General features: G+C 72.8%; 17 protein-coding genes and 1 tRNA gene. 5 read left to right on the forward strand and 13 right to left on the reverse strand.

Going from position 1 to position 18848, the window contains the following annotated elements; genetic code table 11:
• Positions 1-115: 115 nt before the first annotated feature.
• Positions 116-1006 (reverse strand): Bax inhibitor-1/YccA family protein, encoded by an 891-nt coding sequence (locus ACE3QY_RS22130; protein ID WP_374458234.1) that lies wholly within the window; start codon positions 1004-1006, stop codon positions 116-118.
• A 154-nt stretch (positions 1007-1160) separates the two neighbouring features.
• Complete coding sequence (locus ACE3QY_RS22135) at positions 1161-2432, reverse strand: calcium-binding protein (RefSeq protein ID WP_374458235.1); 1272 nt, start codon at positions 2430-2432, stop codon at positions 1161-1163.
• Positions 2433-2610: 178 nt separating this feature from the next.
• Here ACE3QY_RS22135 and ACE3QY_RS22140 point away from each other — a divergent pair, with 178 nt between their 5' ends.
• Entirely contained in the window at positions 2611-4560 is a 1950-nt protein-coding gene (locus ACE3QY_RS22140; RefSeq protein ID WP_374458236.1) for a GTP-binding protein, read from the forward strand.
• Positions 4561-4563: 3 nt separating this feature from the next.
• On the opposite strand, the gene ACE3QY_RS22145 is transcribed toward ACE3QY_RS22140, so the two are convergent.
• The 7 genes from ACE3QY_RS22145 to eno form a co-directional block, all read right to left on the reverse strand.
• Positions 4564-4722: a hypothetical protein gene (locus ACE3QY_RS22145; RefSeq protein WP_374458237.1), complete on the reverse strand. Its 159-nt coding sequence runs from the start codon at positions 4720-4722 to the stop codon at positions 4564-4566.
• Between the two features lie 8 nt (positions 4723-4730).
• A tRNA-Leu gene (locus tag ACE3QY_RS22150) sits at positions 4731-4807 on the reverse strand.
• 9 nt (positions 4808-4816) lie between these two features.
• Positions 4817-5632, reverse strand: coding sequence for a uracil-DNA glycosylase (locus ACE3QY_RS22155; RefSeq protein WP_374458238.1), 816 nt, complete (start codon positions 5630-5632; stop codon positions 4817-4819).
• Positions 5629-6558 carry an exopolyphosphatase gene (locus tag ACE3QY_RS22160; protein WP_374458239.1) on the reverse strand — a complete coding sequence of 310 codons (930 nt, stop codon included), beginning with the start codon at positions 6556-6558 and terminating at the stop codon, positions 5629-5631. The genes ACE3QY_RS22155 and ACE3QY_RS22160 overlap by 4 nt, the downstream gene beginning before the upstream one ends.
• 4 nt (positions 6559-6562) lie before the next feature.
• Positions 6563-7090 carry a DUF501 domain-containing protein gene (locus ACE3QY_RS22165; protein ID WP_374458240.1) on the reverse strand — a complete coding sequence of 176 codons (528 nt, stop codon included), beginning with the start codon at positions 7088-7090 and terminating at the stop codon, positions 6563-6565.
• Positions 7087-7506: a septum formation initiator family protein gene (locus tag ACE3QY_RS22170; RefSeq protein ID WP_374458241.1), complete on the reverse strand. Its 420-nt coding sequence runs from the start codon at positions 7504-7506 to the stop codon at positions 7087-7089. Before ACE3QY_RS22170 ends, ACE3QY_RS22165 begins: the two co-directional genes overlap by 4 nt.
• 253 nt (positions 7507-7759) lie before the next feature.
• Positions 7760-9037 carry a phosphopyruvate hydratase gene (gene eno, locus ACE3QY_RS22175; protein ID WP_374458242.1) on the reverse strand — a complete coding sequence of 426 codons (1278 nt, stop codon included), beginning with the start codon at positions 9035-9037 and terminating at the stop codon, positions 7760-7762.
• Positions 9038-9201: 164 nt separating this feature from the next.
• On the opposite strand from eno, the gene ACE3QY_RS22180 reads away from it, so the two are divergent.
• Both ACE3QY_RS22180 and ACE3QY_RS22185 read left to right on the forward strand, forming a co-directional pair.
• Positions 9202-10617, forward strand: coding sequence for a hypothetical protein (locus ACE3QY_RS22180; protein WP_374458243.1), 1416 nt, complete (start codon positions 9202-9204; stop codon positions 10615-10617).
• Positions 10618-10619: 2 nt separating this feature from the next.
• Positions 10620-11537, forward strand: a complete 918-nt coding sequence (locus tag ACE3QY_RS22185; RefSeq protein WP_374458244.1) for a helix-turn-helix domain-containing protein — start codon at positions 10620-10622, stop codon at positions 11535-11537.
• 98 nt (positions 11538-11635) lie between these two features.
• Here ACE3QY_RS22185 and ACE3QY_RS22190 read toward each other — a convergent pair whose 3' ends face one another.
• The 3 genes from ACE3QY_RS22190 to mfd are packed head-to-tail and all read right to left on the reverse strand — an operon-like array spanning position 11636 to position 16266.
• Complete coding sequence (locus tag ACE3QY_RS22190) at positions 11636-12049, reverse strand: MazG nucleotide pyrophosphohydrolase domain-containing protein (protein WP_374458245.1); 414 nt, start codon at positions 12047-12049, stop codon at positions 11636-11638.
• Positions 12049-12729 carry a hypothetical protein gene (locus ACE3QY_RS22195; protein WP_374458246.1) on the reverse strand — a complete coding sequence of 227 codons (681 nt, stop codon included), beginning with the start codon at positions 12727-12729 and terminating at the stop codon, positions 12049-12051. The genes ACE3QY_RS22190 and ACE3QY_RS22195 overlap by 1 nt, the downstream gene beginning before the upstream one ends.
• A 3-nt stretch (positions 12730-12732) precedes the next feature.
• On the reverse strand, positions 12733-16266 hold the full coding sequence (mfd, locus tag ACE3QY_RS22200; protein ID WP_374458247.1) for a transcription-repair coupling factor: 3534 nt from the start codon (positions 16264-16266) through the stop codon (positions 12733-12735).
• A 225-nt stretch (positions 16267-16491) separates the two neighbouring features.
• Between mfd and ACE3QY_RS22205 the strand changes: the two genes are divergently transcribed.
• Both ACE3QY_RS22205 and ACE3QY_RS22210 read left to right on the forward strand, forming a co-directional pair.
• Positions 16492-17163, forward strand: a complete 672-nt coding sequence (locus ACE3QY_RS22205) for a hypothetical protein (protein ID WP_374458248.1) — start codon at positions 16492-16494, stop codon at positions 17161-17163.
• 288 nt (positions 17164-17451) lie between these two features.
• Positions 17452-18420, forward strand: a complete 969-nt coding sequence (locus ACE3QY_RS22210) for a hypothetical protein (protein ID WP_374458249.1) — start codon at positions 17452-17454, stop codon at positions 18418-18420.
• A gap of 10 nt (positions 18421-18430) precedes the next feature.
• Here the strand turns inward: ACE3QY_RS22210 and ACE3QY_RS22215 are convergent, their stop codons facing one another.
• Positions 18431-18847: a VOC family protein gene (locus tag ACE3QY_RS22215; protein ID WP_374458250.1), complete on the reverse strand. Its 417-nt coding sequence runs from the start codon at positions 18845-18847 to the stop codon at positions 18431-18433.
• Position 18848 lies beyond the last annotated feature (1 nt).

Below are 18848 nucleotides of genomic sequence, written 5' to 3' on the forward strand. Positions count from 1 at the left end.
CCACCCCCCCCCGCCCCCCGCTGGGCCGCGCCCCCCCCCCGCCCCCCCCCCCCGCCCCCGCCCCCGCCGCCGCGCCCGGGCCCCCCCCCCCCCCGGCGGGGTGGAGCGGGACGGATCAGTTGTCGCCGCGCAGGATCGCGAGGATGCGCAGCAGGTTGGTGTAGATCCAGACCAGGCTGACGGTCAGGCCGAAGGCGGCCCGCCACGACTCGCGCTCCGGGAGCCCGGCGGCGACGCCCTGCTCGACGAAGTCGAAGTCGAGGATCAGCATGAGGACGCCGAGCACGAGGCCGGCGAGGGCGAAGACGAAGCCGAGGCCGCCCATGCCGTAGAGGCCGGTGTTGATGCCGAAGAAGCCGAGCACCAGCGACAGCAGGCCCAGGCCCACCATGCCGAACATCGCGGCCACGACACCGCGGCGGAACTTGTCGCCGACCTTGATGTTGAGGAACTTGTAGGCCGCCAGCGTGCCGACGAGGGCGCCGAACGTGCCGATGACCGCGCTCATCACGACGCCATCGAACTGCACCTCGAAGAGCTTGCTCACGGCGCCGAGCGCCACACCCTCGAGGGCGGCGAAGGCGAGCACGAGGGCCGGGCTGATCACGCGCTTGAAGGAGTTGACCAGCGACAGCAGGAAGGCACCACCGGCGCCGAGCATGGCACCCATGGACGCACGGCCCAGGGCCTCGTCGGAGACGACGGTCTGGCCGAACGCGTTGGTCGTGCCCATGTCGCCGATCCACCACCAGGTGACGATGGCGGTCGCGAAGATCACGGCGACCGAGATGGCCGTCTTCTGGATGACGGAGTCGACCGTCATCCGGCGCTGGTCGACCTGACCGGGTGCGCCGGGCGTGCCGGTGCCCCAGGTGGACGGGTCGGTCGTGTCGCCGTAGCCGGGGTAGGCGGAGCCCCCGCCGGCGTAGGTCTGGTTGCCGTAGGCGTTCGTCGAGGCGCGGTTGAACTCCTCGGAACGGGCGAAAACGGGGTTGTTGCTCTTCATGGTCTCTCCTTGGAGGCCTCCCCCGGAGGATCCGGGGGTCACGACGCCGTCGCGGTGACGGCGCCTGTCGCGTCACACCACTCTAGCCGGGGTGACACCTGTTCAAACGTGCGCGGCGGGGTCGCTGTTCCCCTCACAGCAACTTCTCAGGAAGCTACGACGCCGACCGCTCGCACCCTGTGAGGTCCTCGCCCCTGCACCGGTCGTCACCCCGCCCGCCGACGATGCGGTCGCGGCCGGGCCCGCCGAGCAGCACGTCGTCGTCGTACGAGCCGATGAGGACGTCGCCGCCTCCGCGACCTCGTGCGGTGTACGACGCCCCGCCGGTGACGCGGTCGTCGCCGGAGGTGCCGAGGTAGGTCCACCGGCCGCGGTTGTGCGGCATCGCCACCCGTTCGACGTCCTCGACCGAGGCACGGACCGGTGACCGGCGGGAGAGGCGTACGACGAAGCGACCCCGCGCGTGGTCGAGCACGCCCCGGGTCCGCCGGCCGGTGTTGAGCACGCCGAGCGAGACCTGGTCGCGCCCGTCGCCCCCGGCCAGGCGGTGCCGGCCGGCGGAGAGGTAGACCTCGAGCGTGTCGCGGCCGGGCCCGCCGTCGAGGGTCGCGCGCCCACCCTCCTTGCGGAGGTGGTCGGCCCCGTCGCCGCCCAGGAGGACGTCGGTGCCGCCGGTGGAGTCGAGCGAGTCGGCACCGGGGCCGCCGTCGAAGACGTCGTCGGCCGGCTCCCCGGGCGCCGGGGAGTACTCGTCCCAGTCGTTCATCACCAGGTCGTCGCCGCCGCGGGCCTCGATCCGGTCGCCGCCGCCCTTGCCGATCAGCTGGTCGGAGCTCTCGGTGCCGAGGAGGTGGTCGGCGTGGGTCGAGCCGAGCAGCTCGACGACGTAGCCGATCGCGGGCTGAGGCTGCGCGACCACGACCTGGTCGCTGCCCTCCCCTGTCGCGACCCCCGTCACCAGGTCGACGGTGACGCCGGTCGCGGAGCCGGAGTAGTCGATGGTGTCGGGCGGGTTCCACCCGTCGCCGCGCAGGACGGTGTTGACGCCGACGTCGACGAGGTCGTCGCCGGGGCCGGGTGCGATCGCGTCGCCGGCCGGCTCGGGCTCGCCCTCGAAGACCGGCACCAGCCCGTTGGTGCCGCCGTAGAGCCGGTCGTCGCCCGTGCCTCCGATGAGGCTGTCGGGGCCGGCGTCGCCGCAGACGAGGTCGTTGCCGCCGCCGGCGTCGATGGTGTCCGCGCCGTCGAGACCGGCGATGACGTCGTCACCCGGCGTGCCGGTGAGCTCGTCGTCGCCGGCCGTGCCGACGATCGTGGCGGCCACTCCTGCGCAGCTCGCCGGTGCGGCCTGCGCAGGCACCGCACTGGGTGCGACGGCGAGCGCGAGCGGGACGAGAAGGGCGTGCAGCGTGGTCCGAGATGGCATGAGGTTCCCCCTTGTCCCGTCGAGGATAGGCACACCCGGGAGGCCCGTTAACCCGTTGCGGTCCCGTCACGGCCCTGCCTACGGTGACGGAGCCGGACACGCCGGCACGTCCCAGGAGGTCTCGAGATGCGAGCAGCACGCGCTTCCGTCCGCATCCACCTCCTCGAAGGGACCACGCGTGTCGCCCGACCCGTCTCCACGCTCGCTCAACCTGGGCATCCTCGCCCACGTCGACGCCGGTAAGACCACCCTCACCGAGCGTCTGCTCCACCTCGCCGGGGTCGTCGACGAGCCCGGCTCCGTCGACGCCGGCACCACCCGCACCGACAGCCTCGCGCTCGAGCGCCGGCGCGGCATCACGATCAAGGCCGCCGTGGTGGCGTTCCCGCTCGGGGACCTCGTCGTCAACGTCATCGACACCCCGGGCCACCCCGACTTCATCGCCGAGGTGGAGCGCGTCCTCGGCGTGCTCGACGGCGCCGTGCTCGTCCTGTCCGCGGTCGAGGGCGTGCAGCCGCAGACCCGGATCCTGATGCGGGCGCTGCAACGACTGCGCGTGCCGACGCTGCTGTTCGTCAACAAGATCGACCGGACCGGCGCCGACGTCGACGCGGTCCTCGATGCGATCCGGCGCCGGCTGACGCCCGACGTCCTCCCGATGGGGACGGCGGCCGGGTTGGGCTCACGGTCGGCGACGTTCGCCGCCTACCGGCCGGACGACCGCGACTTCCGCGAGCGCGAGACGGTGGCGCTGGCCGAGCACGACGAGGCCCTGCTGGCGGCGTACGTCGACGGGCGCGACCGCACGCCGGAGCAGCTGCTCGCGCTCGCCGCCGGGCAGACGCGGTCGGCGGAGCTGCACCCGGTCTTCGCCGGCTCGGCCGCCACCGGCGCCGGCGTCCCCGACCTGGTGCAGGCCATCGGCACCTTCTTGTCGGGCGCCGAGCCCGACCCGGGAGGCGTCGCGTCGGGGCGGGTCTTCAAGGTCGAGCGGGGCGAGGCGGGCGAGAAGGTGGCGTACGTCCGGATGTTCGCCGGGACGGTCCGCGTCCGGCAGCGGCTGGACCTCCCCGACGGCCGGTCCGGCAAGGTGCTGGGCGTCCAGGTCTTCCAGGACGGCACGTGGGTGCGCGCCCCAGAGGCGCGTGCCGGCCTGGGCGCCCGGCTGCGCGGCCCCGGCGCCGGCCGCGCCGGCGCGGGCTGCGGCGCCGCGGCCCGGGCCGCGGCGCACCACTTCCCGCCGCCGACCCTCGAGGCGTCGCTCCGGGCGTGCGACCCCGCGCAGGGTCCGGCGCTGAGGGTCGCGCTGGCCCAGCTCGCCGACCAGGACCCGCTCATCGCGGCCCGCACCGGTGAGGACGGCCGGCCGACCGTGTCGCTCTACGGCCGCGTGCAGCAGGAGGTCATCGCCTCCACGCTGGCCGAGGAGCACGGCATCGAGGTCGAGTTCTCGGAGGCGAGCGTGCTGCACGTCGAGCGGCTGCGACGGGTGGGCGCGGCGGTCGAGCGGTTCAACACTCCGAGCAACCCCTACGGCGCGACGATCGGCCTCCGGCTCACCCCGGCGGCCCCGGGCTCCGGGGTGGTCTTCGACATGGAGGTGCCGATGCGCGACCTCCCGCTGTTCCTCTTCAAGACTCCCGACCACTTCGCGTCCGTCATGTCCGGCCACGTCGAGCGCGCCCTCTCGCGCGGGCTGCTCGGGTGGGAGGTCACGGACTGCCGGGTGACGCTCGTCGAGGCGGGCTACCGGTCCGGCGACGGCCCGCCCTCGCAGCGCGGGCCCCTCCCGACGGCCCTCGACTACCGCGGCCTCACCCCGGTCGTCGTACGACAGGCCCTCGTCCGCGCATCGACACAGGTGTGCGAGCCGGTGCTCCGCGTCGCCCTCGAGGTCCCCACCGCCGACGCCCCGCAGCTGCTGCGGCTGCTGGGCCGGTGGGGCTCGGAGGTGATCGGCCAGACCGCCACCGCCGACCTCACCCGGATCGACGCGCAGCTCCTCGCCGCCCGGCTCCACGAGCTCCAGCACCAGCTGCCCGACCTCACCGGCGGCGAGGGCGTGCTCGAGGCGGCCTTCGACGGCTACCAGCCCGTGCGCGGGGAGCCGCCGGCGCGGCGCGGTTGAGCCCTACTCGTGCTTGTGCCACCACCGCTGCGCGTTGACGGTGTGGTCGCCACGACCGCCGACGTTGCCGACGGACATGAGGACGAGGATCGCGAGGATGATGATGCCGATGATGAGCCAGCTCGACATGGCGACCTCCAGCTGGGAGATGGACCTGTCCACGCTACTCCTGGTGCCCCGGCTGGGGTTCGAACCCAGACTTGACCGCTTTTAAGGCGGCTTCCTCTACCGGTTGGGATACCGGGGCTGGCCGGGTTCAGTCTGTCAGCGCCCGGGCCCGCGCGAAGACCGCGTCGGTCATCTCGCGCGTGAGTCGTCCGGTGTAGGTGTTGTGCGGCGAGGGGTGGAAGCAGCCGATGAGCGTGACGTCGCCGAGCTCGAGCTCGACGCCGTGGCCGAACTTCGGCTTGCGGGCGGGAGCGGCGGCGCCCGCGGCGACCAGCGACCGGATCGCGCCGTCCCAGCCGAAGGACCCGAGGGCGACCACCACCCGGACCGTGGGCAGCAGCGCCAGCTCGGCCGCGATCCAGGGGGCGCAGGTGTCGCGCTCGGCCGGGGTGGGCTTGTTCTCCGGGGGCGCACAGCGCACGGTGGCGACCATCCGCGCGCCGACCAGGCGCTGCCCGTCGCCCGCGTGGTGGCTGGTCTCCTGCACCGCCCAGCCGGTGCGGTGCAGGCTGGCGAAGAGCCAGTCCGCGCTGGGGTCGCCGGTGAAGATGCGGCCGGTCCGGTTGCCTCCGTTGGCCGCGGGAGCCAGGCCCACGATGAGCAGCGACGGCGACGGGTCGCCCCAGCCGGCGATCGGGCGGCCCCAGTAGGGCTGGTCGGCGAAGGACGCGCGCTTCTCCACCGCGACGCCCTCGCGCCACTCCACCAGGCGGGGGCACGCCGAGCACACGCTCACCCGGGCGTCCAGCTCGCTGAGGTCGCCGGCCTGTGCGAGACGGCGTACGTCGTTGGCGTCTCGCGCGACGGGGGTGTCGGCCGTCGCGGGGTCGTCGGGCCAGCCGGTGCCGGGCTCGACCGGGCTGGTGAACTCTCCGCCGATCAGCGGGTGCGGGAGGAGGGTCATCGGGCGATGGCCGCGGCGATGCCGTGCAGGATGTCGGCCTCGGACACGACGTGCTCCGGCACCGGGACCCGCGCCAGGACCCGGGTCCAGATCAGCGCGCCCGCACCGATGACGTCGGCGCGGCCGGGGTGCATGTAGGGCAACGCCCGCCGCTGCTCCACCGTCATCGCGACGAGCCGGTCGACGAAGTCGGCCGTGCCGGTGTTGGAGAGCACGGCACCGTCGAAGGCCGCGCGGTCGTAGGTCTCGAGCCCCATCACGCCGCAGGCGATGGTCTTGATGGTCCCGGAGGTGCCGATGGCCGTCCGCGTGCGCTCCAGCGGTACGCCGAAGGCGTCGAGGTGCTGCTCGATGTCGGCCAGGCAGGCCACGACCTCGTCCTCGGTCGGCGGGTCGCTGTGCAGGTGGCGCTCGTGGAGGCGCACCGACCCGATGTCCATCGAGACCGCCCGGCGCTCCCCGCCCTCGCCGAGGACCAGCTCGGTCGAGCCACCGCCGATGTCGACCACGAGCACCGGCTCGGCGGGTGCGGGGTCCTGCGCGGCGATCGCCCCGGCGAAGACCAGCGCCGCCTCCTCGTCGCCCGACAGCACCTCGGGCTCGACGCCGAGCCGGCGGCGTACGCCCTCGGCGAAGACGGCGGCGTTGCTCGAGTCGCGGGTGGCCGAGGTCGCGCAGAACCGGAGCCGCTCGGGCGGCACGCCGTGGCCGCGGATCACCTCGGCGAACTCGTCGATCGCGGCGAAGGTGCGCTCCAGCGCCTCCTCGGCCAGCACCCCGGTCTCGTCGACGCCCTGCCCCAGGCGGACGACCCGGGAGTCGCGGACGTGCACGTCGAGGGTGCCGCCGCCGCGGGCCTCGCCGATGAGCACCTTGATCGAGTTGGTCCCGCAGTCGATGGCAGCGACGGTGGTCGAGGAGCTCATGGGGTCATTCTGCGGGGCGCTCGACGCAGGGGCCCGAGGCCCACCAGTCGCCGAGCGCGTCGAGCACCTCGTCGCCGAGCGGGTTCACCCCGCGCCCCATGGCCAGCGACTGGCCGGCCAGCACGTGCAGGCACTTCACCCGGTCGGGCATGCCGCCTGCGGTGATGCCCTCGATCTCCGGCACGTCGAGCCCGGCGCGGGCGCCGACCTCGGCCCGGAAGGCGAGGTACTTCTCGTGGGCGTCGCGGTAGGCCGCGGCCAGCTCTTCGTCCTCGCCGAGGCGCGCCTGCATCTCCTTCATCAGCCCGGAGCCCTCGAGGGTGCCGATGCGCGAGGCCGCGCGCGGGCAGGTGAGGTAGAACGTCGTCGGGAACGGCGTCCCGTTGGGCAGCCGCGGCTCCGTGGTCACCACGTCCGGGTTGCCGCACGGGCAGCGGTGGCCCACCGAGTCGATGCCGCGTGGCTTGCGGCCGAGCTGGGCCCGGATGGCGGCCTCGTCGGCCGGGTCGATCTTCTGCTCGGGCTCGCTCACTGCTGCCCTCCGACGACAGAGCCGTCGATCAGGTCTGCGGGCTGCTCGTCCGGCGGTGGCGGGTTGCCGGCGAGCTCCATGGACTCCCACGCCGCGCTCCACCACGCCTTCGGCACGGTCTTGATGACGTCGGAGGGGTCGTTGAGCGAGGCCTGCGCCTCCAGCGGCTTGCCATCGGCGCCGATCACCTCGAAGCCGGACTCACCGGGCATCAGGTAGCCGAAGCGGGCCCGCGCCTGCGCCTTGACGTACGCCGGGTCGTCCCAGCGCTTCTTCTCGCGCTCGAGGTCGGTGATGCTGGCCTCGCGCTCGGCGATCGTCGCCTTGAGCTCGCCGATGTGCGAGCGCTGCTGGAGGTAGGCCCGCAGCGACGAGGCGTAGGAGACCGTCAGCACGGCGAGCACGAGCACGAGCACCGCGGCCCGCCCGGTGAACCTGGGACGGCGCGCGGCACTCCTCGGGGAGGCAGGACGTGTCCCAGCGATGGGACCCGTGGTGCCGGTGTCGGCGGGCGAGGAGACCGTCGTACGCGTCCCTGCCGCCCGCGGCCGGGAGCCACGGGAGCCGGGATGCGTCGAGCTGCTCTGCCTCGGTCCGCGCGAACCGCCTCCGCCGGGCCCACCCCGAGGAGTACGACGCTGGGAAGGCATGCGCCTTAGTGTGCCTGCTTCAGCCCTTGAATCGCGGGAACGCGCCCGCACCGGCGTAGCGAGCTGCGTCACCGAGCTCGTCCTCGATGCGGAGCAGCTGGTTGTACTTCGCGACGCGGTCGGAGCGGGCCGGGGCGCCGGTCTTGATCTGGCCGCAGTTGGTGGCGACCGCGAGGTCGGCGATGGTGGTGTCCTCGGTCTCGCCGGAGCGGTGGCTCATCATGTTGCGGAAGCCGGCCCGGTGCGCGAGCTCGACCGCGTCGAGGGTCTCGCTGAGCGAGCCGATCTGGTTGACCTTGACGAGCATCGCGTTGGCCTGGCCGCCGTCGATGCCGCGCTGGAGGCGCTCGACGTTGGTCACGAAGAGGTCGTCGCCGACGAGCTGGATCTTGTCGCCGAGGCTGTCGGTGATGGCCTTCCAGCCGGCCCAGTCCTCCTCGTCGAGCGGGTCCTCGATCGAGACGATCGGGTACGACGCGACGAGGTCGGCGTAGTAGTCGACCATCTGGTCGGTCTTGAGCTTCTTGCCCTCGAACGTGTATTTGCCCTTGTCGTGGAACTCGCTCGCCGCGACGTCCATCGCCAAGGCGATGTCCTTGCCCAGCTTGAAGCCCGCGGACTTCACGGCCTCGGCGATCAGGTCGAGCGCCGCGCGGTTGCTGTCGAGGTTGGGGGCGAAGCCGCCCTCGTCACCGAGGCCGGTCGAGAGGCCCTTCTTCTTCAGCACCGACTTCAGTGCGTGGTAGACCTCCGCACCCTGCTGGAGCGCCTCACGGAACGTCGCGGCACCGATCGGGGCGATCATGAACTCCTGCACGTCGACGTTGGAGTCGGCGTGGGACCCGCCGTTGACGATGTTCATCATCGGGACCGGCAGCAGGTGGGCGTTGGGGCCGCCGACGTAGCGGAACAGCGGCAGGCCCGCCGACTCGGCGGCGGCCTTCGCGGTGGCGAGCGAGACGCCGAGGATCGCGTTGGCACCGATCTTGGCCTTGTTGGGCGTGCCGTCGAGGTCGAGCATCACCTGGTCGACGAGGCGCTGGTCGTCGGCGTCGAGGCCGACGATCGCGCCGGAGATGGTGTCCACGACACCGGTCACGGCCTTCTGCACGCCCTTGCCGAGGTAGCGCTTGCCACCGTCGCGCAGCTCGACGGCCTCGAAGGCGCCGGTGGAGGCGCCGCTGGGCACGGCCGCCCGGCCGAACGCGCCGTCCTCGAGGAGTACCTCCACCTCGACGGTGGGGTTGCCGCGCGAGTCGAGGATTTCGCGGGCGCCAACTGCAGCGATGATCGACATGGGAGAGCTCCTGGTGCAGAACGTCGTGGGCAGCCGCCAGCCTAGCCACGTCACGCCCCGACGTCGCCGGGGTGTCCGGCCGAGGGCCCCTGCAGGGGGTGGCCCCGACGCCGTGCGATCCCTACTGTCCGGGCAGGGGCCGCTCGGGCCCGCAAGGGGGACACATGCTCACTCGGTACGCCGTCCGCGTCGGCGCGGCCGTCCTGGCCGCGTCGACGGTCCTGACCGTCGTCGCGCCCGCGCCCGCGGAGCCGGCCGTCCGCACGGCCGACGGGTGGTCCCGGCCGCGGCCGCTCGAGACGCGCGAGGGCGTGTCGTCGACTGCTCCGACGTACGCCTCCAACGCCTCCGGGCGGACGGTGGTCGCCTGGCTGGCGTCGGAGGTGGTGGCACCCGCGCCGCTGCCCGGGGAGGACCCGGTGGTGCGCACCGACGTGCGCGTGCGCACGATCGGCGCGACCGGGCGGCTCGGGCGGTCGCGGACGGTCTACTCGTCGCTCGAGTCGGTGTACGCCGTGAAGGTCGCGATGGACGCCGACGGCGACCTGGTGCTCGGCTGGACCGAGTACCGCGAGGAGACCGCCGGGTCGCGCCCGTGGGTGCGCCGGGTGCCCCGTCGGGGTGCGCCGACGGCTCCGCAGCTGGTGTGGGGCGAGGGGTCGGAGACCGGCCTCGACGCCGTGGCCGTCACGCCCCGCGGCGACGCGGTCGTGACCTGGCTCCAGCCGCGCCTGTCCCCGTCGGGGGCGACGCTGCCCGAGCTGATGCTGCTGCGCCGGGTCCGTTCCGACGGTTCGCTGTCGCCGGTCACGGACCTGGGCCTGACAGGGATCACCGCACCGACCGTCGCCGGCAAGGATGCCTTCTGGGTCGCCGGCGTGGTCAACCCGGTCGGCGGGGTGGGGTCGTCCGGTGGGATCGAGGTGGTCCGCGTCGACACCCGCGGGCGGGTCGAGGCCAGGCGCACCCTCGACCCCGGACCCACCGCGGCCCGGCCGGGCCTCGAGAGCTCCTTCCCCCGGCTGACGCTCGATGCGCACGAGGACGCCCGGGTGCTGTGGACCAGGTACGACAGCGTCAACGGCGGCAACGAGATCGTCGGCCGCGCCTGGCGGTCCGGCGGGAAGGTCGGTCGAGAAGTCGTCCTGAGGGCCGGGCCGTACGGCGCCGCCTCGCTGGCCACGGACGCAGCCGGCAACTCGTTCGTGACGTGGACCCGGATCGACGACAACGACTTCGAGGGGTTCGGCCGCCGCTGGGACCGACGCGGGAGGCTCGGGCCGGTCCAGGAGCTCGGGCGGACCGCGTGGGAGAAGCCCTACACGATCATCGTGCACGGACCGTCCGCCTGGGTCGACGACGCCGGCCGCGGGATCGTCGTCTGGGGCTACCGCGACGACCAGGGCGACCTGGACGCACCGATCGTGACGCGGGTGCGCCGGATCCGCCCGGACGGTCGCACGTCCAGGCTTCCCGGCCTCGACCGGGGGCCGTCGGCGAGCGGGTACGTCACACCCGACGGCCTGGCGATCGTGGCCTTCGACCGGGACGGGTCCGCCGACCTGGTCGTCCGGCGCTGACGATGGCCACCGCCGCCGACCACTTCACGGCGTTCGTCGAGCTGGTCGCCACCGACCTCGACGCGATGCCGGCGACGGCGGAGGAGATGGCCGGCCTGGTGGGCCTGTCGCGCGCCCAGCTCGAGCGGGTGACGCGGGCGGTGGCGGGTGAGTCGCCCGCCCGGTTCCGTGGGCGCATCCTCCTCGAGCGGGCGGCGTACCTCATGGTCACCACCGACCGGACGCTGCTCGACATCGCGATGGACAGCGGCTTCGCCAGCCACGAGGCGTTCACGCGCGCCTTCCGGCGCGAGCACGGCGTGCTGCCGTCGGTGTGGCGTGCCGAGCCGACGTCGTTCCGCATCGACGCGCCCAACGACGTGCACTTCCACCCGCCGGCTGGCCTCCGGCTGCCGGCCCGGCACAGGATGGACAGCGTGGACCTGGTCGTGGAGATGGTGGAGCACCACGTCTGGCTCGTCGGCGAGCTGGTCGACCGCGCCCGTCTGGTCTCGGACGACGACCTGGACGAGACCTCCGACCGCTCGGTCGAGGGCATCGACGGCGGGACCCTGCGCTGGGCGCTGTCGCGGCTCGTCGGCCAGATGGAGATGTGGAACGCCGCTGTCCACGACGGCGACTACGACTTCGCGGTCGAGGAGCACGAGTCGGTCACCTCGATGCGGCGCCGGCTCGACCGCGTCGGCCCGGAGTTCGTCGACAACGTCTCGCTGCTGGCCGCCACCGGCCGCTTCGACGAGACCTTCGTCGAGGCCTTCTCCCCCACCCCGCAGGTGCTGTCGTACGGCGCCATGGTCGCGCACGTGCTGACCTTCGCCGCGCACCACCGGCTGCTCGCGCTGTCCCGGCTGCGGGAGTGCGGGGTCACCGACCTCGGCTTCGGCGACCCCAAGCACTGGTTCGCCACCGGGCGGCGCTGAGGACGCGGCACTCGATCAAGCGCGCGCGCCGCGGTGCGGGGAGCGTGCGCGGCTGAGCGTCGTACGTCATGGGGATCCCCGGTGCGAACCGGGGATTCTCATGACGTCCCGGCCTGCTCCTGGGCCTCAGCGGCCTTCGCGGCCTTCTCGGCGGCCTTGGCGGCGTTCCACAGCCGGAGCACCTCGGCCGCGTCGGTGGCGACCGCGTCGCCGAAGACGTGCGGGTTGCGGCGCTCCATCTTGGCGATCACCCCGCGGGCCACGTCGTCGAGCGTGAACTCCCCCGCCTCCTCGGCGATCACCGCGTGGATCACCACCTGGAGCAGCAGGTCGCCGAGCTCGTCGCACAGCGCGGCCGGGTCGCCGGACTCGATCGCCTCGACGACCTCCTCGGCCTCCTCGCGCACGAACGGGATCAGCGAGGTGTGGGTCTGCTCGCGCTTCCACGCGCACTCGCGGCGCAGCACGCGCATCTGCTCGGCGAAGGCCTCCAGAGCAGAGCCGTCGGTCATCAGCCGCAGCGGTGGGTCAGCGGCAGCGAGCTCGCGAACGCGGCGTCGGGCTCGGTCTTGAGCCCGTCCTTCGCGGTCTTGCCCACCGCCACCGAGGTGTTGGTGTCGACCGGCCTGAGCACGCCGTCGACGCTCTCGAGGCCGTAGCGCGGGTCGATCTCGATGCCGTTGGCGTCGGGCCACTGGTTGAACACGTCCGCGCCCGCCTGGCTGACCTCCTCGGTCGTGGCGTCGGTGACCCCGCGCTCGTCGAGGACGATCTCGCCGACCTGGTTGACGATGTCGCTGGCGAGCGCGTTGGCCGAGGTGAGCTCGACGTAGGTCTCGCGCACCTCCTCGGGCATCGACGCGGCCGTACGACGACGCTGGGCGACGTCGTTGAAGTAGCCGGAGCCCGGCTCGAGGCCGTAGTCGTCGGCCACCTGCATCGCCTGGGCGCGCAGCGTGAGGAGCTGGACGGTGCCCTGGCGGACGAAGCTCATCGGCAGCACGGTGTTCTCCGCCTCGAACTGGTCGCCGAGCGCCGTGCACATCTCCCGCGCCGCGTTGTCGACGTCGCGCACCGAGAGCTGCTCGTCGCCGACCTTGACCGCCACGCCCGGCGCGGCGCTGCCGCACCCGGTGAGCAGCAGACCGGCGACACCCATCGTCGCGGCCGTCATCAGGCGGGTCTTGCTCACGAGCTACTCCTTGGTCGGTGCGGACGGTGGCGCAGGCGGGTCGATCACCTCGTCGATCACACCGCGCGCCCATTCAAGCAAAGCCACCCCGCCCACCGGCTGCACGGGGAACCCGGCCGTCTGCGGCCGCGGCACGAGGATCGTACTGACAGGGGCCTTGACCACGCTGCGGGGATGCAGCCGCTGGAGGCGTACGACGCGGGAGTCGGGCAGGTCGACCGGCGCGAAACGGACGTACTTGCCGGCCACCGTCACCTCACGGACCCCCGCCTGGCGGCACCGCGCCCGGAAGCGGGCGACGAACAGCAGCGACTCCACCACCTCCGGCGGCGCGCCGTAGCGGTCGAGGAGCTCCTCGCGGATCTCGTCGACGTCACCGTCGACGCGCACCTCGGCGAGGCGCTTGTAGATCTCCAGGCGCAGTCGCTCGCTCGGGATGTAGTCGTGGGGCAGGTGGGCGTCGACGGGCAGCTCGATCCGGACCTCGGCGAGCTCCTCCTCGGTGCCGCCCTTGAAGTCCGCGACCGCCTCGCCGACGAGCCGGACGTAGAGGTCGAAGCCGACGTCGGCGATGTGGCCCGACTGCTCGCCGCCGAGCAGGTTGCCGGCGCCGCGGATCTCGAGGTCCTTCATCGCGATCGCCATGCCCCCGCCGAGGTCGGAGTGCTGGGCCAGGGTGGCGAGCCGCTCGTGCGCGGTCTCGGTGAGCGGCTTCTCCGCCGGGTAGAGGAAGTAGGCGTAGGCGCGCTCGCGGGAGCGGCCGACGCGGCCCCGCAGCTGGTGGAGCTGGGAGAGGCCGAGGGTGTCGGAGCGCTCGATGATCATGGTGTTGGCGTTGGAGACGTCGAGGCCGCTCTCCACGATCGTGGTGCAGACCAGCACGTCGAAGCGCTTCTCCCAGAAGTCGAGCATGACCTGCTCGAGCGCGTGCTCGCCCATCTGGCCGTGGGCGGTGGCGACCCGCGCCTCGGGCACGAGCTCGCGGATCCGCGCGGCCGCCTTCTCGATCGACTGCACCCGGTTGTGGATGTAGAAGACCTGGCCCTCGCGCAGCAGCTCGCGGCGCACGGCGGCGACGACCTGGCGGTCCTCGTAGGCGCCGACGTAGGTGAGGACCGGGTGCCGCTCCTCCGGCGGAGTGGTGATCGTCGACATCTCGCGAATGCCGGTCACCGCCATCTCGAGCGTCCGCGGGATCGGCGTCGCGCTCATCGAGAGCACGTCGACCGACGTGCGCATCCGCTTCATCTGCTCCTTGTGCTCGACGCCGAAGCGCTGCTCCTCGTCGACGATGATCAGGCCGAGGTCCTTCATCTTGATGTCGGGGTTGAGCAGGCGGTGGGTGCCGACCACGATGTCGACCGAGCCGTCGGTGAGTCCGGCGATGACCTCCTTGGCCTCCTTGTCGGTCTGGAAGCGGGACAGCCCCTTGATCACGACCGGGAAGCCCGACATCCGCTCGGAGAAGGTCGACATGTGCTGGGTGACGAGCAGGGTGGTCGGCACGAGGACGGCCACCTGCTTGCCGTCCTGCACCGCCTTGAACGCCGCCCGCACCGCGATCTCGGTCTTGCCGTAGCCGACGTCGCCGCACACGAGTCGGTCCATCGGCACGACGCTGCGCATGTCGGCCTTCACCTCGTCGACCGTCGTGAGCTGGTCCACCGTCTCGGTGAACGGGAAGGCGTCCTCGAGCTCGCGCTGCCACGGGGTGTCGGGACCGTAGGCGTGGCCCTGGGTGGCCTGCCGGGCGGCGTAGAGTTTGATCAGCTCGGCCGCGATCTCGCGGACCGCGCGCCGCGCCTTGTTCTTGCGCTTGGTCCAGTCGCCGCCGCCGAGCCGGTCGAGGCTCGGGTTCTCGCCGCCGACGTAGCGGGTGACCTGGTCGAGGGTGTCGGCCGGGACGTAGAGCATGTCGTTGGGCCCGCCGCGCTTGCTCGCGCCGTACTCGAGGACGAGGTACTCGCGCACCGCACCGCCGATCTCGCGCTGCTTCATCTCCACGAAGCGGCCCACGCCGTGCTGCTCGTGGACGACGTAGTCGCCGGCCTTGAGCTCGAGCGGGTCGATCTGCCGCTTGCGGCGGGTCGGCATCCGGCGCATGTCGCGCGTCGAGGCCTTCTGGCCCGACAGGTCGTCGCCGGTGACGATCGCGACCCCGGCCTCCTCGTCGACCAGGCCGTGGACGAGGTGGCCGCAGGTGACGGTGACGACGTTGGGGCCGGCGGTGTCGCCCTCCTCGACGAGCCGGGCCGCGATGTCGTTCTCGCCGAGCAGCTCGACGAAGCGCTGGGCCGGGCCGTGGCCGGCGTGCACGACCGCCACCTCTACGCCGTCGGTCACCCAGCCGCGGATGTCGTCGACGGCCTTCTGGAGGTCGCCGCGGTAGGCCTCGGCGGGGTTGATCGGGAGGGTGCGCGACTCGTCGTCGACGTCGATCCCGAAGGGGCTGACCGACCACCAGGCGTGGCCCAGGCCGAGCGCGTGCAGCCGGACGTCGGCGATCTCGCGGTAGGACGCGGCGCCCAGGTCGATCGGCGCGGTGCCACCGCCAGCGGCCGCGGCCCACGAGGCGCTGAGGAACTCCTCGCTCGTGGCGACCAGGTCGTGCGCGCGGGTGCGGGCGCGCTCGGGGTCGAGGACCAGCACGGTCGTGTCGGCGGGCATCAGGTCGACGAGCAGCTCCATCCCGTCGACCAGCACGGGCGCGAGCGACTCCATGCCCTCCACGGCGATGCCGGCGGCCATCTTGTCGGTGAGCTCGAGCAGCTGGGGGTGCGCCTGGCCGAGCTCGGCCGCGCGACGGCGTACGTCGTCGGTGAGCAGCAGCTCGCGGCACGGCGGCGCCCACAGCCGGTCCACCGTCTCCAGCGTGCGCTGGTCGGCCACGGCGAAGGCACGGATCTCCTCCACGTCGTCGCCCCAGAACTCCACGCGCAGCGGGTGCTCCTCGGTCGGCGGGAAGACGTCGACGATGCCGCCGCGCACCGCGAACTCGCCGCGCCGCTCGACCATGTCGACGCGTGAGTACGCCGCGTCGGCGAGGCCGCGCACCACGTCGTCCAGCTGTCGGGTGTCACCGGGCGCCAGCTCGACCAGCTCGATGTCGGCGAGGCCGGGCACCTGCGGCTGGAGCAGGCTGCGGATCGGGGCGACGACCACCTTGAGCGGGCCGTTGGCCGCGTCGGTGCCGGGGTGGCGCAGCCGGCGCAGCACCGCCAGCCGCCGCCCGACCGTGTCGCTGCGCGGGCTCAGCCGCTCGTGCGGGAGCGTCTCCCAGCTCGGGTAGTAGGCGACGGTGTCCGGGTCGACGAGGTCGGCGAGCTCCTCGACGAGGTCCTCGGCCTCCCGCGAGGTCGCGGTGACCGCGAGCACCGTGCGGCCCCGCTCGACCAGGCCGTGCACCACGACCGGCCGGACCGCACCGGGGCCGGTCAGGTCGAGGGTGGACTGCACCGCGGCGTCGGCGAGCGCGCCGCCGAGGGTGGGCGCGGAGACGACACGGTGGGCGAGGGCGAGGAGTGGCGTGGACGACACCGGGGATCCCTTCGAGAGCACGCGAACGACCCCCGTTCGACGGGCGAAGGGGGGATCGTGAAAGTCTACGGGTGGTGCCCGACAGCGGCGCGAGTGGGACGAGGGGCCCGACCCGGGGACAACTTCGGGTTTGTCCCGGGCGTCACAGGGGTAGCACCACCGTCAGCGACCCGTGCCCAGGTGCAGGTCGCACCAGAACTTCCACCGAGAGGAACAACGGGGAACATGCGCATCACTCGTCTCGTCGCCGGTTCGGTCACCGCCGGACTGCTCGGCCTCGCGCCGATCGCCGTCGCCGCGCCCAGCCACGCCACCGACAACCTGACCACCACGACCGCTGCCACGCCCAGCGAGACCGAGCTCGTCTACGGCGAGGACCTCTACGTCAGCGTCGACGTCGACGCCTCCGACGGCTTCAGCGCGTCCAGGGGCACCAGCACCCTCTACGCCATGGAGGCCGGCTCGGCCGCTTGGGTCCCGGTCTCCACCGGCACCAGCGCGTCGTCCACCTTCTTCGACGTCAAGCCGCAGGCCACCACGACCTACAAGGTCGTCTACAGCGGCTACACCGCGACCTCGACCAGCGAGGACACCTACGCGCCCAGCGAGTCGGCCGCCTTCACGGTGAGCGTGGCCCGCAAGATCACCTACCCGAGCTCGGGCTTCGTGATCAAGGGCAAGGTCACGCCCGACTACGGCAAGAAGAAGATCGTCATCCAGGTCAGCAAGAAGCAGAACAAGGGCTTCAAGAAGTACAAGACGATCAAGACCAAGTCCAACGGCAAGTACAAGATCGCGCTGCCCAAGCGCGGCGGCACCTGGTACTGGAGCTTCATCGTCAAGGGTGACTCCCGCTACGAGGCCAACGGCTTCGTCTGGAAGACCACCGTCTTCTGATCGACACCTGATCGACACCCCGTCCGGGCCGCGCGGGCCGGGGGAGGGCGGGCGGCCCCCACAGGGGCCCACGGCCCCGAGGGTTGAACGGGGGGGGAGGGCCCCGAACCCCCCGCGCGCCCCCCCACAAGCGGGGGGGCAACCCATAAGGGGGGCCCCCGGTTTTTGTCTCAAACCCCACTGTTTTCTTCCCCCCCCCTCCCCCCCCCCCCCCCGGCCGGCCCCGGGGGTGCTGGGCGGGCCCGGACGCATCTGGCGACCTGTCCCCGATGTGTGACAGTGGGCGTCATGACCCGTACGCCGCTGCTCGCCGCACTGCTGCTCGCGGTGACAGCCTGCGGCGGCGGCGCGCGCACGCCCTCCACGGACGAGGCCGACCTGCGCCCCGCCGACGCGGTGGTGTCCGAGCCCGCCGCGCGAGCGCCCGGCGACGTACCTGCTGAGCTCGAGCCAGTCCTGGCGGGCACCCCGCACCGCCCGGCGACACCGGCCGAGGCGGCCGCGATGGTCGCCGCCGCCCAGCGCGTGGTCCGCTCCACCGACCCGGCACCCGAGCTGCTGGCCGCGGCCGGGCACACCGCCCAGCTGGCGGTGCGCGAGGTCGCGGTCCGGAGGTCCTGGCTGCCGCGGGTCCTCGACGACCTCGCCCCCGGCAACAGGCGGTGGGTGCGGGCCAACGTCGCGGCGCGGCGCGAGTTCCGGTCGATGCACCCGACGGCCGACCGGGACCTCGCCGACGAGCTGCCGGCCTGGCGGATCGTGCCGCCGGCGTCGGAGCGCACCCTGATGCGCAGCTACCGCGAGGCCGAGCGCCGCTTCGGCGTCGACTGGGAGTACCTCGCCGCGATCAACATGGTCGAGACGCAGTTCGGCCGGATCCGCGGCACGTCCGTCGCGGGCGCGCAGGGCCCGATGCAGTTCATCCCGACCACCTGGGACATCTACGGCGCGGGTGGCGACATCGACGACGCGCACGACGCGATCCTGGCCGCCGGCCGGCTGCTGCGCGCCAATGGCTTCGCCCGCGACAAGGGTGCGGCGCTGTGGCGCTACAACAACTCGTGGGCCTACGTCCGCGGCGTCACCCACCACGCCGAGGTGATGCGGCGCGACCCCCGCCAGCTCGGCGGCTACCTCGCCTGGCAGGTCTACTACCTGACCCGGGTCGGCAGCGTCTGGCTGCCGGAGGGCTACGACCGTCGCCGGCCGGTGCCGGTGGCGTCGTACGTCGACCGGCACCCGGAGCGGCTGCCCTGACCGGTCCGCCTCAGTCGCGCTCGAGCGGCGGCGGTCCCGCGTCCACCTCTGCCTGCAAGCGCAGGATGCAGAACTGGTTGCCCTCGGGGTCGGCGAAGACCACCCAGCCGGTGCCGGGGCCGTACTGGCCGCGCTGGTCGTCCACCTCGACCGCACCCAGGCCGCGCACCCGCTCGATCTCGGCGTCGCGGCTGCCCTGCCGCGGGCGCAGGTCGAAGTGGATCCGCTTCGCGGGCAGCTCGGCGTCGGGCACCTCGATGAAGAGGATCGCGTGCCCGGAGTCCGGGTCGAGGATCATGCACTCCTCGTGGCCGGGCTCGTTGGGGTCGCCCTCCACGTCGACGTAGCCCAGGAGCTGCTTCCACCACTCGGAGAGCTCGTAGGCGTTGTGGCAGTCGACGGTCGTGTGCGAGACGAGGGAGGTCATG

It is taken from the genome of Nocardioides sp. (genome assembly GCF_041913365.1).
In the GTDB taxonomy this organism is placed as follows: Bacteria; Actinomycetota; Actinomycetes; order Propionibacteriales; family Nocardioidaceae; genus Nocardioides.

Excerpts from the sequence above, each read along its gene's own strand:
- ACE3QY_RS22130 (WP_374458234.1), bottom strand. The coding sequence starts at position 1,006 with ATGAAGAGCAACAACCCCGTTTTCGCCCGTTCCGAGGAGTTCAACCGC.
- ACE3QY_RS22135 (WP_374458235.1), bottom strand. The coding sequence starts at position 2,432 with ATGCCATCTCGGACCACGCTGCACGCCCTTCTCGTCCCGCTCGCGCTC.
- ACE3QY_RS22155 (WP_374458238.1), bottom strand. The coding sequence starts at position 5,632 with ATGACCCTCCTCCCGCACCCGCTGATCGGCGGAGAGTTCACCAGCCCG.
- ACE3QY_RS22160 (WP_374458239.1), bottom strand. The coding sequence starts at position 6,558 with ATGAGCTCCTCGACCACCGTCGCTGCCATCGACTGCGGGACCAACTCG.
- eno (WP_374458242.1), bottom strand. The coding sequence starts at position 9,037 with ATGTCGATCATCGCTGCAGTTGGCGCCCGCGAAATCCTCGACTCGCGC.
- ACE3QY_RS22180 (WP_374458243.1), top strand. The coding sequence starts at position 9,202 with ATGCTCACTCGGTACGCCGTCCGCGTCGGCGCGGCCGTCCTGGCCGCG.
- ACE3QY_RS22185 (WP_374458244.1), top strand. The coding sequence starts at position 10,620 with ATGGCCACCGCCGCCGACCACTTCACGGCGTTCGTCGAGCTGGTCGCC.
- ACE3QY_RS22190 (WP_374458245.1), bottom strand. The coding sequence starts at position 12,049 with ATGACCGACGGCTCTGCTCTGGAGGCCTTCGCCGAGCAGATGCGCGTG.
- ACE3QY_RS22205 (WP_374458248.1), top strand. The coding sequence starts at position 16,492 with ATGCGCATCACTCGTCTCGTCGCCGGTTCGGTCACCGCCGGACTGCTC.
- ACE3QY_RS22210 (WP_374458249.1), top strand. The coding sequence starts at position 17,452 with ATGACCCGTACGCCGCTGCTCGCCGCACTGCTGCTCGCGGTGACAGCC.
- ACE3QY_RS22215 (WP_374458250.1), bottom strand. The coding sequence starts at position 18,847 with ATGACCTCCCTCGTCTCGCACACGACCGTCGACTGCCACAACGCCTAC.